The sequence below is a fragment of the Pseudomonas sp. WS 5532 genome (assembly GCF_012985445.1).
Lineage (GTDB): Bacteria > Pseudomonadota > Gammaproteobacteria > Pseudomonadales > Pseudomonadaceae > Aquipseudomonas > Aquipseudomonas edaphica.
Window position 1 is genome coordinate 326,434 of record NZ_JAAQWK010000003.1, and the last position, 14,573, is coordinate 341,006.

The 14,573-nt window shown below is 61.1% G+C and carries 14 protein-coding genes; 9 read left to right on the top strand and 5 right to left on the bottom strand.

Annotation, left to right across the window (positions count from 1 at the left end; all coding sequences use genetic code 11):
• Positions 1-11: 11 nt before the first annotated feature.
• The 5 genes from HBO23_RS08195 to HBO23_RS08215 are packed head-to-tail and all read right to left on the bottom strand — an operon-like array spanning position 12 to position 4,416.
• On the bottom strand, positions 12-773 hold the full coding sequence (locus HBO23_RS08195; RefSeq protein ID WP_170037583.1) for an ABC transporter permease: 762 nt from the start codon (positions 771-773) through the stop codon (positions 12-14).
• Entirely contained in the window at positions 770-1,969 is a 1,200-nt protein-coding gene (locus tag HBO23_RS08200) for an ABC transporter substrate-binding protein (protein ID WP_170037586.1), read from the bottom strand. Before HBO23_RS08200 ends, HBO23_RS08195 begins: the two co-directional genes overlap by 4 nt.
• On the bottom strand, positions 1,956-2,759 hold the full coding sequence (locus HBO23_RS08205; RefSeq protein WP_170037589.1) for an ABC transporter ATP-binding protein: 804 nt from the start codon (positions 2,757-2,759) through the stop codon (positions 1,956-1,958). Before HBO23_RS08205 ends, HBO23_RS08200 begins: the two co-directional genes overlap by 14 nt.
• The gene (locus tag HBO23_RS08210) at positions 2,756-3,817 is read right to left on the bottom strand and encodes an acyl-CoA dehydrogenase family protein (RefSeq protein ID WP_169986208.1); all 1,062 of its coding nucleotides are present in this window, start codon (positions 3,815-3,817) and stop codon (positions 2,756-2,758) included. The genes HBO23_RS08205 and HBO23_RS08210 overlap by 4 nt, the downstream gene beginning before the upstream one ends.
• Positions 3,818-3,855: 38 nt before the next feature.
• Positions 3,856-4,416, bottom strand: coding sequence for a carboxymuconolactone decarboxylase family protein (locus tag HBO23_RS08215; RefSeq protein WP_170037592.1), 561 nt, complete (start codon positions 4,414-4,416; stop codon positions 3,856-3,858).
• Positions 4,417-4,518: 102 nt separating this feature from the next.
• On the opposite strand from HBO23_RS08215, the gene HBO23_RS08220 reads away from it, so the two are divergent.
• From HBO23_RS08220 to glgA, 9 genes are all read left to right on the top strand, one after another.
• Positions 4,519-5,430 carry an AraC family transcriptional regulator gene (locus tag HBO23_RS08220; protein ID WP_017138905.1) on the top strand — a complete coding sequence of 304 codons (912 nt, stop codon included), beginning with the start codon at positions 4,519-4,521 and terminating at the stop codon, positions 5,428-5,430.
• Positions 5,431-5,754: 324 nt separating this feature from the next.
• Entirely contained in the window at positions 5,755-6,651 is an 897-nt protein-coding gene (locus HBO23_RS08225) for a calcium-binding protein (RefSeq protein ID WP_080593797.1), read from the top strand.
• Between the two features lie 161 nt (positions 6,652-6,812).
• Entirely contained in the window at positions 6,813-8,807 is a 1,995-nt protein-coding gene (locus HBO23_RS08230) for a methyl-accepting chemotaxis protein (protein WP_170037595.1), read from the top strand.
• Positions 8,808-8,897: 90 nt separating this feature from the next.
• The gene (locus HBO23_RS08235; RefSeq protein ID WP_017138908.1) at positions 8,898-9,356 is read left to right on the top strand and encodes an SRPBCC family protein; all 459 of its coding nucleotides are present in this window, start codon (positions 8,898-8,900) and stop codon (positions 9,354-9,356) included.
• A gap of 112 nt (positions 9,357-9,468) precedes the next feature.
• Positions 9,469-9,915 carry a DUF411 domain-containing protein gene (locus HBO23_RS08240; protein WP_169986211.1) on the top strand — a complete coding sequence of 149 codons (447 nt, stop codon included), beginning with the start codon at positions 9,469-9,471 and terminating at the stop codon, positions 9,913-9,915.
• Between the two features lie 3 nt (positions 9,916-9,918).
• On the top strand, positions 9,919-10,362 hold the full coding sequence (locus HBO23_RS08245) for a YqaA family protein (protein ID WP_017138910.1): 444 nt from the start codon (positions 9,919-9,921) through the stop codon (positions 10,360-10,362).
• A 44-nt stretch (positions 10,363-10,406) separates the two neighbouring features.
• Complete coding sequence (locus tag HBO23_RS08250) at positions 10,407-11,423, top strand: alpha/beta hydrolase (protein ID WP_170037598.1); 1,017 nt, start codon at positions 10,407-10,409, stop codon at positions 11,421-11,423.
• 26 nt (positions 11,424-11,449) lie between these two features.
• A complete protein-coding gene (locus HBO23_RS08255; RefSeq protein WP_170037601.1) occupies positions 11,450-12,400 on the top strand; it encodes a D-2-hydroxyacid dehydrogenase family protein in 951 nt (316 codons plus the stop codon).
• 603 nt (positions 12,401-13,003) lie between these two features.
• Positions 13,004-14,560 (top strand): glycogen synthase GlgA, encoded by a 1,557-nt coding sequence (glgA, locus tag HBO23_RS08260; protein WP_169986213.1) that lies wholly within the window; start codon positions 13,004-13,006, stop codon positions 14,558-14,560.
• Positions 14,561-14,573: the final 13 nt, after the last annotated feature.

Below are 14,573 nucleotides of genomic sequence, written 5' to 3' on the forward strand. Positions count from 1 at the left end.
GACGCCTGCAGTCAGCCTGCATGCACCCAACGTTGATATAGCCAGCGCGCAAAGGCATCCAGCGCAAACCCCAGCAAGCCGATCACCACCACCATCGCCATCAACTCCGAATACGCCAGGCGGTCACGCGTGTCGAGGATGTAATACCCCAGCCCCGCGCTCACCCCGAGCATTTCGCACGGCACCAGCACGATCCACAAAATGCCAATGGCCAGGCGCACGCCGGTCAGCACATGCCCGACTACGCCGGGAATGATCACCCGTCGCAGGGTTTCCCAGCGCGTGGCGCTCAGGCTTTTACTCAGTTGCAACCAACGCGGGTCCAACTGGCGTACGCCAGCGGCGGTGTTGAGCATGATCGGCCACACCGCCGCAAACGCCAGCAGGAAGTAAATCGGCTGGTCACCCACGCCCATCAACATCACCACAATGGGCATCCAGGACAGTGGCGAGATCATCCGCAGAAACTGGAACGCCGGTGTGGTGGCGGCCTCCAGGTTGCGCGAACTGCCCACCAGCAGCCCCAACGGCACACCGACCAACAAGGCCAGAAACAGCCCAACGAATATGCGCTTCAGGCTCACCGCGATGTGCAGGTACAGCTCGCTGCGCCCGAGCAATTCCCACAAGCTGCTTGCCGTTGCCGCCAGCGAAAAGCGCGCCGACAAGCCATCGGTATCGCCAAACACTTTCACACCCAACCACCACAGCAACAGCAAGCCGGCCAAACCACTCAGCCCCAGCCACCAGCCAGGGATTCTGCCGTTGTTCAAACGCCGATCTCCTCGTGCCGTTCGTAACCGTCGGGCAAACCGAAGGTTTTCATGCCGCCCACGGATTCGATGGCATTGCGCACGAAGCGGTCGTCCACCAGGTCCTTGGCCACGAACGTTGGGTCCAGGTCAGCGAGGAATTTCTTGTCGCCTTCGATCAAAGTGTCCTTCAAGCGCCGTACCAATTCCTCGGTGTAGCTGGGAAATGGGTACGGCTGGAAGTCGATGCGATGCTCGTCCCAGTTGGCATGCTGGATCGCGCCGTCAGCCAGGTACGCGGCACGGTCGGCGGCGGCCGGGGCCAGCACCTTGCTCAACACCGGCTCGGCGTGCGGTGTATAGCGGTTCGGGCCGTCCTTGGACAGCAGCTTCACCGCCTCTTCGCGGTTCTCGCGAGTCCACACCTGCGCCTTGACGATGGCATTGACCACCTTCTGCGACCACTCCGGGCGGTTGGTCAGGTCATGCTCGTGCATGAACACCACGCAGCAGGCGTGGTTGCGCCACACATCGCCGGTAAAGCGCTGCACGCGGCCGACCTTGAGGTTTTCCGCCAGGGCGTTGAACGGCTCGGCGACGATGTAGCCGTCAATGCGTTTACTCGCCAATGCCGGCGGCATATCCGAAGGCGGCAACACGATCAGGTTGACCTCATTGGCCGCAATCGCAGCCCCGGCGGCACGCGCTACTGGCGTGAGGCCGTTGTCGCGGAACAGTTGCTGCACCACTACGTTGTGGATCGAGTACCAGAACGGAATCGCCACCGACTTGCCGCCTAATTGCTTCACCTCGGTAATGCCCGGCGAAACCGTCAGGCCCGAACCGCCGACATGGTTCCAGGCCACGACTTTGGCCGGCACCTTGCTGCCGTAGCGCGCCCATACCGTCATCGGCGACAGCAAGTGAATCACGTTGACCTGCCCGGAAATAAACGCCTCGATCACCTGCGCCCAACTGCGCAACAGCACCGGGCGCTCGGCCTTGATGCCTTCGGCCTCGAACAAACCGTTGTTATGCGCCACCAGCAAGGGCGTGGCGTCGGTGATCGGCAAATAGCCGATGCGTACCGGCGCGTCCGGCTCGCTGGCGGCGCGGGCTTGCAGGCTGCTGAGCAGCGGCAAGGCACCGGCGGCACTGAGCACCGCCGAGAGTTTGAGAAAGTCACGGCGCGAGTGCGTAAGGTCATCCAGACACATGTGAAAACTCCTGTTGATCAATGGGGTTGGGTTGAGGGCGGCTCGCCTGCCGTAAGGTTTTCAGAATCTCGATACGCAACGCGCCGATGGCTTCAACCTGCTCTTCGCGCGGTTGCGGCAAATCTATGCGCCATTCGCCCAAGGTCCGCGCCGGGCGGTTGCCCAGTAGCAGGATGCGGTCGGATAGCAGCAGCGCTTCGTCGATGTCGTGGGTGATCAATACCGCCGCCGAACCCTGCTCGCGATTGACCTTGAGCAGCAGGCGCTGCATGTCGGCGCGGGTGACTTCATCCAGCGCGCCGAACGGCTCATCCAGCAGCAACACCTGCGGCTGGCGGGCGAGGCAACGGGCCAACGCGGTGCGCTGGGCCATGCCGCCGGACAACTGCGCTGGAAACTGCTGGCGCGCATGTTCCAGGCCGACCGCCGCAATGGCGTGGTCGACGCGCTGGCGGCGCTGCTCAAGGCTCAAGTGCGGCTGACGGGCGAAATCCAGGCCAAAGGCGACGTTCTTTTCCAGGTTCAGCCAGGGCAACAGGCTGGGGTCTTGAAACGCCACTGCCACCCGTGGATGCGGCCCGGCCAGCGGCTCGCCCAGCACCTGCACGCTACCGCCATGCGGCGCCTGCAAACCGGCCAGCACGCGCAGCAGGCTGGATTTACCCACGCCGCTGGGGCCGAGGATCGACACCACTTCGCCCGGCTGCAGCTGCAAATCAAACCCTTGCAACACCGGCCCGCTGGCATAGCCCAGGCAAATACCCTCGGCGCTCAGTACCGCCTGACTCATAGGTTGGCCTGACGGTGCAGCTCGGTGCGCAGCTGCACCAGGCTTGGCGTCACGATCGGCACAAAGGCCGACTCGCGCCAGCGCCGTGCAAAGCCACTGCCATGGGCTGTGAGGTAGGCCTTGCCACCACTGGCTTGCAGTTCCAGCTGCACCGCGCTGGCGGCGGTTTCGGCCAGGGCGATGCGCAGTTTGAACAAGGGCACCGGCTCGACGGCAAAACGACCGGCCAACAGGCCGCCTTTAAGTTCTGTGACCAGGTGATCGAGGGTCGCTCGCAAGGCTTCCAGCTCGTCACGCAACACCGTGCGTGAGGAGCCCAAATGGTTGGCCACTTCCGCCAGTGAGCGCCTCGCCAGGCCAATGGACATGCCGCACTGCAAACCCAGGAACGCCGGGCGTACGGCCGGCAGAAACTTGCGTGCATCTTCATGCAGCAACCAGTCGCGGCTCAGCTCCACGCCTTCCAGGCCCAGGGCCGCGGTATTGCTCGATTGCAGGCCCATCAGTTCCAGGTCACGCGAACGCTGCAGCCCTGCGACCGAATCCGGGATGGCCAGAATAAACGGCGCGCCGCCGCCGGCATGCTCAATCGCCGCCGCCGCAACAAAACCGTTCTTGCGCAGGTTGGTCACCCAGTGCAGGCGGCCATTAAGGGTCCAACCGTCTTCGGTCGGCTCCGCGCTGATTTGCAGGGTCTCGATGCCGGACAAAAATTTCATCGCGTTCGACAGCCCGGTCGCCCCGGCCAGCTTGCCGCTGAGCAGGTCCGGCAACAGTTGCTCGCGCAGCCGCTCATTCGGGCTCTGCAACAAATATTCGATAAAAGAGCGCTGGCCCCAACACACAAACGCCGCCGCCAGGGAATGGCTGGCCACGTTGGCAATGGCTTCCACCGCGCCGGTCACATCACCGCCCAAGCCGCCCAGCGCCTTGGGCACGCCAATGCTTAATACATTCGACTCTGCCAGCCTTGGCAGCACTTCCTGTGGATCGCAACTGCCCACATCCAGGGCCTGCGCTTGAACATCGAGCCAACGGCTCAAGATAGGGTCAAGCATTCGTTTCTCCTTTTTACAGCAGGTGGACCATCGCCGATTCAGCTTGCCGGTTTTTCCCAACGGTATTGCGCCAGCTCCGGGTTCAGCGGGGTACGGGCAAACACGTTAGCGAAGTTGCACAGGGTTGCCAGGCTGACGCCCAAAATAACTTCCAGCGCCTGGCCCTCGGTATAACCGGTGGCGCGGAACGCTTCAAAACCCGCGTCGCTGACATCGCCACGGGTAGCGATCACTTCGCGGGTGAAGGCGGCGAGTGTCTCATAACGGGCGTTGGGCAATTCACCGCGCTGGCGCAGGGCGTCAATCACGTCTTCGGGCAGCTTGGCTTTATTGCGCGCGACAGCGGTATGGCCGGCCACGCAGAAATCGCAGCCGTGGGTGGTGGCGGCAATCAGCTGCACCACTTCGCGGTCGGCCAGGCTCAGCTCAGACTTGGCGTTGAGCCCGGACACGGTGATGTAGGTTTCCAGCGCCGCCGGTGCATTGGCCAACACGGCGAGCAGGTTGGGAATGAAACCCGAGCCTTTGAGGGCATTTTCCAGGAAGGGCTTGGCCGCTTCCGGAGCGGTTTCGGGGGTGAGCAACGGTACACGGGACATGGAGTGGTCTCCTGATGGGTTCATCGCCTAAGTCTGTTGGTTATAAAAAAACGCCTCAATAGGCTAAAGTAGCGATTACTTGCTCTAGAGTCTTTCCGTTAGATGAATTCGTCCAGTGCGCTCGTTGATTGGTTATTAGACAGCCTCGAACTCAACACCAGCCTGTTCCATGTCGGCCGCTATTGCGGCGCGTGGCATGCCAGCACCCATGGGCTGGCCAGCGCGAGTTTCCACCTGATTGTGCAGGGCCAATGCTGGTTGCATATTGACGGCGAACCCCTTCCCCATCACCTGAATAATGGTGATGCGGTGTTTCTGCTGCGTGACCTCGAGTATCGGCTGTCTGGCGAGGCCACGGCCGCGGCAGCGCAGGAATGCCCGCGCCGACCGATGCTGGCGCTGGACAGCAACGCCGAAGATGGCGTCGGCCTGGTCTGCGGTTTTTTTCACTTCCATTCCGGTTTGTCGGCGATGATCGTCGACGGCTTGCCCGCCTGGATCATCCTGCGCGCCGGCGACCCATCGCTTACTGCCGCGCGTAATCTGTTCGAATTGATCCTGCAAGAGTGCGAGCGCGTCCCGGCGCCCTCCTCGGCATTGCTCGAGCGTTTGTGCCATTTATTGTTTCTGTATGTGCTGCGTCAGCAAGTCATCGATAACAGCGAACTGGGCGGTCTGGCGGCACTGGGCCGACAACCGGCATTCGCCGAGTTGCTCGAGCAATTGATCGCCCGACCGGCAGACCCATGGACCCTGGAAAGCATGGCAGCCTGCACCGGTTTGTCGCGCTCGGCATTTTTCAAGCGTTTCAGCGAGCTGTGCGGGCAATCGCCGGGGCAGGTGCTGTTGATGATGCGCATGCGCCATGCCTGCCGCCTGTTCAAAGAAGACATGACCGTGGCCGATGTGTCACTGGCGGTGGGTTATCAGTCGGTGGCAGCGTTTACTCGGGCGTTCTACAAGACCACCGGCCAGCAGCCTGGGGCTTATCGCAAAGGTCAATGGCGGAATTAGCAACCAGGAAAGCCGGAAATCGCATGAAAACGCACCACACAACAGGCCCGGCTCACGTGCCGACGCGGCAGTGGTGTATTGCGATCCGACCGTTTTAGGCGATGAGAGAGGCTTCCTGTTTATACCTGCAGTCGTGAAATGGACCGGCCTTTGCGCAAGCGCTACCTGGTCTGACCCTCTACGGCCGATCATCACCGGACGAACGACATATCCAGTCGCAAGCTCTGCGCGGTTGCCAGGAACGCTCTTGCATCGATCGCCCACGTAAGAGGAGCCCTGACATGCGGTCAGGTTTATACCTTGGTTATCGAGAAGGACATCACCATGCTCTCTCCCTACGCTCACGCCCCAGCAACCGCGCGTCACCTTGTGCCAAGCGTCGAGCCGGTCAAGCCCAAACCTTCACCCTATGATCCACCCGCCGACCTGTCACCGGGCGCGCGAGACGTCAGGACACACATACTGCTCCAAAAAGGCGATGTGACCTTTAGCCGCGAAATCACCTGGAGCACGGCGTACCCCGGTAAACCTAAGATTGTTGCCAATCAACTTAAGGTTGAAACCGGTAACGACGACGACATCATTCGCGTGCGCAGCTGGCCAGGTGACAAGTTGCAGTTCATCGTCAACGGACAGTCGTATGTGGTCGATATCCCACCCCAACAAAGCTTGAACAACAACCTGTTGATCAAGACCAATGGCGGTAATGACACAGTCATCGTCGAGGATGACGTCAAGCATTACGTGTTAATCGAGGGGGGTGATGGCGACGACAGACTCCAGGCCGGCGCAGGCCCGACCGGACTCCTTGGGCAAGACGGCAACGATACGCTGCGCTTGGGCAGTGGCTTTGGCGTTGCACAAGGTGGCGACGGCAACGACAGGCTGTACGGCGGCAGCGGCCCTACCATTCTGTTCGGCGAGGCTGGCGACGACCACCTCCAGGCCGGGTTCAGCAGCGCGCATAAATGGAACCTTCTCAATGGTGGTCCCGGCGACGACACGCTCTTGGGTGGGAGTGGGGACAACTACCTGCACGGAGAAGGCGGCGACGACGAATTGGTGGGGCATGACCGTACGTCGTTCTTCACCGGCGAAGGTAATGACCGCATTCGGAATAATCGGAGCAAGGACCGTATTTTCGCTGGCGCCAATGATCACTTCGACACCACGCAAGGCTCGGCTTTCACTGAGGTGAAACCGAGCACCACTGGCCAATAAGGTCAGCTCAAGGGGTGACCTTGCAGTGGCGAACACCGGCAAGGTCACCGTTGCCCACTCACTTTGCACCATCGTACCTAAAGCTCCTTCTCTCCAAGCCGATAGCCCTACGAAGCTCTAACAAAGCCGCGTCGATAATAACGCTTCGTAAGGACGATCCCATGCCCCCTCTGCGCTCCATCCAAACCCGCTACACCTTGTTTCTGGTGCTGTTCGTCCTGCTGATATTGGTGTTGACCGTTGTCGGTATCGGCCAGTTGGTGGCCCCCACGCTGCGCCATACCGAAGAACAGGTGGTGCTCAACCGCGTCGCCGAAGTGGCTGAGCGCATCCAGGGCGAACTGAACAAGGTTCAAGCCCAACAACGTAGCATCACCCAAACCATTCCCCTGCTCGACAGCGATGCCATCGACAAGGTGCTGCCCGGCCTGGTGGACCAGTATGGCGAGCTGAAAGTCTTCGGCGGCGGTATCTGGCCACTGCCCAACCAGCGCGCTCCAGGGCGCAACAAGTTCAGCACCTTCTGGCACCGTGATGCGTCGGGCAAACTGGCGGTCAACACGTTCTGGAACAGCGACGCTGCGCCCAACTACTACGACCAGAGCTGGTACAAAGGCGGCCTCGCCTCGCCGCGCGGCCAGTGCGCCTGGGCCGCCGCCTACAAGGACGACGCCAGCCAGGAGCCACGCACCAACTGTGCCATGGCCATTCAGCGCGATGGCGCAGCCTATGGCGTGGCCACCATTGACGTAACCCTGGGGTTCTTCAATGAGCTGGTGGCCAGCAAGGAAAAAGACATCGGCGGCCAGATGCTGATCGTTGAAGGCGACGGCAAGATCATCAGCAACAGTTCGCGCATCAGCGGCCCGGTGGTGTTGAAGAACATCAGCGAGCTGGCCAGCACCTCGGCGTTTGCCGCCCAAGTGAGTCAAGCCCTGGCCCATCGTGACCAAGGGCTTGTGCGTAACGAGTTCGACAACCAGGGCGTGGCCAGCACCTTCTACCTGCGCCCGATCGAGGGCACGCCGTGGTTCCTCGCCACCGCCCTGCCGACCTCGTTGATCACTGCCCAGCGTGATGACGTGCTCGGCAGCCTGGCCCTGCTGCAAATTCCCATGGTGTTGCTGCTGGTGCTGCTGGCCGCCTATGCGATCCGCCAACTGGTGCAGCGCATGAAGTCGTTGAAGACCAATATCGATGCCTTGTCAGCCGGCGACGCCGATCTGACGCGACGCATCACCATTCGCGCCGAAGACGAACTGGGCGCCATCGGCCATTCGGTCAACCACTTTATCGTCTACTTGCAGAACATGATTGGTGAAGTGACCCAGGCCACGGGCGCCATGTCGTCGAGCCTGGCGCAACTGCAGCAGACATCGGCCCACACCAACCAGATCCTGGTGCGCCACGCCTCGGAGACCGACCAGACCGTCACCGCCATCACGCAAATGAGCTCGACTGCCGACACCGTCGCGCAAAACGCGGCGGAAACCGCCTCGTTCACCCAGCGCGCCAACGAGCATGCCGACCGCTCCCGCGTGGTGGTGGGCGAAGCGTCCACCAGTGTCAGCGCCTTGATCGGCGAAGTCGCCAGCGCCACCCACACCGTGGAGGCCATGCGCCAGGACGCTGCACGCATCACCGAAACCCTCGGCGTGATCGGCGCGATTGCCGGCCAGACCAACCTGCTGGCCCTTAACGCAGCCATTGAAGCAGCGCGGGCTGGCGAGCAAGGCCGTGGTTTTGCGGTGGTGGCCGATGAAGTACGGGCGCTGGCGGCACGGACCCAGGCCAGCACCTCGCAGATCAACGAGATGCTCGCGCGCCTGACCACCGGCGTGAGTTCGTCGGTGGCGGCCATGGAAAACACCCAGGCCAGTTGCCAGTCGGCGGCGGATGCCACGGCACGGGTGAACACCGGGCTGGATGAGATGGCCGGTTCCGTCAGCCATATCAATAACCTCAGCACCCAGATCGCCACGGCGGCCGAGCAGCAAAGCGCAGTGACCGAGGAGATCAACCGCAGCATGGTGCAGATCCGACAGATGGTCGATGAGTTGGTAGAAAGTGGCCACGCCACCCAAACCAACACTCAGAGCCTGTTGGATGCCAATGGCCGGGTCATTGCATTGATGGGCCGCTTCAAGGTGCGCTGATAAAAGACTGAGACACTCCCGTGCAATGCGCGGGAGTGGGACTATTCTGACAGTTCTCAGGACAAACTCTCGCCACACAGGAGGTGTGTCATGCATGCAGCTGAGCATTCGGCCCGCTTGGAGCGGATCAGTCAGGAACGCTTTATCCAGGCGCCAATCGAGGTCATCTACGACTATGTGACCCAGCCGGATCGCTGGCACGAGTGGCACCCCACCTCCCTGAGTGCCGACACCGGCACCACCGGCTCACTGCCGGCCGGCACGCGCTTTACCGAAATCATCGACCTGCTGGGCGTGCGCGTCCCCATGAGCTATCGCGTACAAATCGCCCGCCGCCCCAGTGAATTCAAGACCGTGTTCACCTCCCTCGCGGTAGACGGTTCGATTCACTACTTCCTGCAACCCCACCGTGGCGGCACGCTGTTCAAACGGGTGCTCACCTACGAAACCGAATTGCAATTGGCCACCTTGCACGCGCGCATGATCGACCTGTCGACCATTGCGCTGGACCAACTCAAGCACCGCCTTGAAAACGCGGCTTTCGTATAATTTAGAAACATTACTGCCACCCCGCTCACCCTGTGGGAGCTGGCTTGCCTGCGATGACGTCGTCATGATCGCCGCAAAATCCCGACGCCGTCCTCTTGCCCACGAGCCCCACATGAAAAACCCCCTGCGACTGGCCCTACTTTGCGCCCTGTTCACCACCACACTGGCCCAGGCGGCCGACCTGATCCCAATCGACGTGCACCGCGATGCCAACTGCGGTTGCTGCAAAAAATGGATCAGTCACCTTGAAACCAACGGTTTCAAGGTTAATGACCATGTCGAAGCCGATATGAGCGCCGTCAAGCAGCGCCTGGGCGTAGCGCCGCGCCTGGGCTCGTGCCATACCGCCGTGATCGACGGCAAGTTCGTCGAAGGCCATGTGCCCGCCGAGCAGGTGCTGGCACTGCGCGAACGCGATGATCTGCTAGGCATTGCCGCGCCCGGCATGCCCATGGGCTCGCCCGGTATGGAAATGGGTGACCGCCGCGAGGCCTACCAGGTCATCGGCCTGACGCGCGACGGTCAGGATGTGGTGGTGGCTGACTACCCGGCCCACTGATTAATGCTCGCCGGTTACCTGGGGCTGTTTTTTGCCGCCTTTGGCGCAGCAACCTTGTTACCACTGCAATCGGAAGCCGTGCTGGTTGGCTTATTGCTCAGCGGCCACTACAGCCTGTGGCTGCTGCTGGGTATTGCGACGGTGGGCAATGTCCTGGGGTCGGTGGTCAATTGGTGGCTGGGCCGCTGGGTTGAACACTTCAAGGATCGCCGCTGGTTTCCGGTCAGCGCAAAGCAACTCGACAAGGCCAGTCGCCATTACGAACGCTGGGGGCACTGGACGTTATTGCTCAGTTGGGTGCCGATCATCGGTGACCCGCTGACCTTGGTCGCTGGGGTAATGCGCGAACCGCTGTGGCGGTTTTTGCTGTTGGTCACGCTGGCCAAGAGCCTGCGTTATGGCGTGCTGGCGGCGCTGACCCTGCACTGGGTGTTAATCCCCACTTAATCCCCTCGCAACAGCATCCGGGCATTCCTTCCGGAGCCCTGTTCATGTCGCTAATCCGCGCCTTTTGCATCACCGGCCTGCTCACGGCGAGCGCCGCTCCCGCCCTCGCCGCTGCTCCCCTTGCCACTACCTATGGCCCCGAGCTGCAAGGCTTTCAATACCCTCACCCGGTCGAACATTTCAGTTTCCAGTCCCAAGGCAAAACCCTGCACATGGGTTATATGGACGTGCCCGCCAAGGGCCGTGCCAATGGCCGCAGCGTGGTGTTGATGCACGGCAAGAACTTTTGCGGCGCCACTTGGGAAGATTCGATCAAGGCCTTGAGCGAAGCGGGTTACCGTGTGATCGCGCCGGACCAGATCGGGTTTTGCACCTCCAGCAAACCGGACCACTACCAGTACAGCTTCCAGCAACTGGCGATCAATACCCACCAACTGCTGGAGAAACTCGGCATTCAGAAGGCCACCCTCATCGGCCATTCCACCGGCGGCATGCTCGCCACCCGTTATGCACTGTTGTATCCGCAACAAACCGAGCAGTTGGCACTGGTCAATCCCATCGGCCTGGAAGACTGGAAAGCCTTGGGCGTACCGTATCGCAGCGTCGACCAGTGGTATGAGCGCGAGTTGAAACTCAGCGCCGACGGCATTCGCCAGTATGAACTCAACACTTACTACGTCGGGCGCTGGAAACCGGAATACGAACGTTGGGTCGACATGCTTGCCGGCCTCAATAATGGCCCGGGCCATACCCAGGTCGCATGGAACTCGGCGCTGATTTACGACATGATCTTCACCCAACCGGTGTACTACGAGTTCAAGGATTTGCAGATGCCCACGCTGCTGTTGATCGGCACGTCCGACACCACCGCCATTGGCAGCGATATCGCGCCGCCGGCGGTCAAGGCCAGGCTCGGTCACTACGACGTGCTGGGCAAGCAGGTGGCCAAGCTGATCCCCCATGCGACCCTGGTGGAATTCCCGGGCCTGGGCCACGCACCGCAGATGGAAGAACCGGCGCAGTTTCATAAGGCACTGTTACAGGGGTTAAACACCCTTTAATCCAACCTTTTTCGAGGCACTCCTGAATGTCGGTACAGATCGCAGTCATTGATGATTGGCAGAATGTGGCCAGTGGTGTGGTGGATTGGTCGGCATTGGCGGCGGTGGGCCAGGTGCATTTTCTGCACGATTACCCCGCCGATACCGCCACGATGGTTGAACGTTTGCAGGGGTTCGACGTGATTTGCCTGATGCGCGAGCGCTCGACCTTCGATCAGGCCCTGTTGCAAGGCCTGCCCAAGCTGAAACTGCTGGTGACCGGCGGCATGCGCAACGCGGCCATCGACATTGCCGCGGCTAAAGCCCTGGGCATCCAGGTGTGCGGCACCGACAGCTACAAGCAGGCGGCGCCGGAGTTAACCTGGGCGCTGATCATGGCCTCGACCCGCAACCTGCTGGCCGAAGCCAACTCACTGCGCGCCGGCGGCTGGCAGGTCGGGCTGGGTGGCGATCTGTATGGCAAAACCCTGGGGGTTCTCGGACTGGGCAGCATCGGCCAGAAGGTTGCGCAGTTTGGCCAGGCATTTGGCATGCGCGTGATTGCCTGGAGCGAGAACCTTACGCCGGAGCGGGCCGCAGAGGCGGGTGTGAGCTGGGTCAGCAAGCGTGAGTTGTTCGAACAGGCGGATATTCTGAGCGTGCATCTGGTACTCAGTGAGCGCAGTCGCGGCCTGGTGGATACGCAGGCGCTGGGTTGGATGAAACCGAGTGCGCGCCTGGTCAATACCTCACGTGGGCCGATTGTGGATGAGCAGGCGCTGATCGAGGCGTTATCGGCCGGGCGACTGGCGGGGGCCGCATTGGATGTGTATAGCGAAGAGCCACTACCGGTTGATCATCCCTTCCGGCGCTTGCCGAATGTGTTGGCCACGCCCCACGTCGGGTATGTGAGTGAACAGAATTATCGGCAGTTTTATCAGCAGATGATCGAGGACATTCAGGCCTGGGCCAGCGGCACGCCGATTCGCAGCCTATAAGCGGCATCGCAAGCAAGCTTGTCTTGCCATGCAGGCTTGTTGTGGCATGCAAGCTTGTTGTGGCGAGCAGGCTTGCCCTGCGTTGGGCTGCGCAGCAGCCCCATAATGAGCACACCCGGTCTATCTGATGCACCGATTGAGCGATTTGGGAGCGCTGCGCGCTCCAACGCAGGGCAAGCCTGCTCGCCACAACAAGCCTGCTCGCCACACCAGCTCTTTTCACTTCAATTACCCGCCGTTCTCCCAGAATCACCGCAAGTTCCGAACGGTGCATATCGTTACAAGTTTTTTGTCCTACAAAAAACCCCTAGAAACCGTACAGTCTCTGGGATCTGTCCTAGACTGATGACCGATGGGTCCGTTTCAAAACAAAAACCCCGCAAAAAATCGAAACTTTACAACTCTGCCGCAGGTCAAGTTTTTAAGGGAGACGAGCGCAGGCGCTTCAGCCGAACGCCCGTCCATCCACTCTTTTTTCGCAATGGGTGCAACTGGCATACGCCTTGCCAGCTTGTACTGTGCTTGTGCGCCTGGCCGCAGGATGTGGCCAATCGGAGCCGATGGCAGCGGGCCATCAGCCGACCAAACATGTAGGAGAGAACTATGATCAGTGCTGCAGTCGATACTCAGGGAGAGCGTTTTAGTCAGCCGGCAGGGGGACCGACTTCGTTGGCCGACCTGCCCAACACTGTGCGGCCGATCGTGAGTCAGAACCCTAATCGTAAGAAAGTCCTGTTTGTGACGTCCGAATTCGCCGACCTGGTGAAAACCGGCGGCCTGGGCGACGTCTCCGCTGCCCTGCCCCGCGCCATGGCGCACCTGCATGATGTGCGCGTGTTGATCCCGGGCTACCCGCAGGTAATGGAAAGTGACAACCCGATCCATATCATTGGCGAGCTGGGCGGGCACGCAGCGCTGCCGCCGTGCAAGATCGGGCGCATGGACCTCAAGGATGGCCTGGTTATCTATGTGCTGATCTGCCCCGAGCTCTACGAGCGTGAAGGCACGCCCTACGGCGCCAACAATGGCCGCGACTGGCCGGACAACCATATCCGCTTCGCTCGCCTGGGCCTGGCCGCCGCCGACATGGCCGCCAACCTGGCGCAGATCCACTGGTGCCCGGACCTGGTGCACGCCCATGACTGGCCGGCTGGCCTGGCGCCGGCTTATATGCACTGGCGTGGGTCGCGCACCCCCACGCTGTTCACCATTCATAACCTCGCCTACCAGGGGGTGGTCAGCCTGGCGTCGACCCCGGAATTGGGCATTCCACCCCATGCCCTGCAACAGGAAGGCATGGAGTTCTACGGCAAGATGTCGTTCCTCAAGGCGGGCATGGCGTATTCCAGCCATATCACCACCGTGAGTGCGACCTACGCCCAGGAAATCACCACCCCGGAATTCGGCTGTGGCCTCGACGGCTTCCTCGCCAGCAAGACCCAGCAAGGCCTGCTCAGCGGGATTCCCAATGGCATCGACGAAAGCTGGGAAACCTCCACCGACACGCATCTGACCCATAACTTCAATATTGGCGACTGGGAGGGCAAAGCCGTAAATGCCGCCCATGTGCGCGAGCTGTTCGGCCTGCACGAGTCCAGCGGCCCGCTGTTCGCGGTGGTATCGCGCCTGGTGTACCAAAAAGGCCTGGACCTGACCGAAGCGGTCAGCAGCTTTATTGTCGAGAACGGTGGCCAGATCGCCATCATCGGCCGTGGCGAGCCGGAAGAAGAACACGCCATGCGCGAACTGGCCCTGCGCTTTCCTGGCCAGGTCGGGGTGCGCATCGGCTTCAACGAAACCGATGCACGGCGCATGTTCGCCGGCAGCGATTTCCTGCTGATGCCCTCGCGCTATGAGCCGTGTGGCTTGAGCCAGATGTACGCCCAGCGTTTCGGCTCGCTGCCGGTGGCGCGCAATACCGGCGGCTTGGCGGACACCATCGAAAATGGCGTCACCGGCTTCCTGTTCAATGAGTCCACTGTCGAGAGCTATAAAGAAGCACTGAGCCGCGCGTTCAGGGTGTTTGCCAATAAAGGCCTGCTTAACGCCATGCGCAGCCGCTCCATGACCCAACCGTTCAACTGGTGCCAGGCGGTGGAACCCTACGCCGAGCTTTACGAGCAACTGGTGGCCAAGGCCCTGGGGAAACCCACGAAGTAATTTTTTGGTTGTT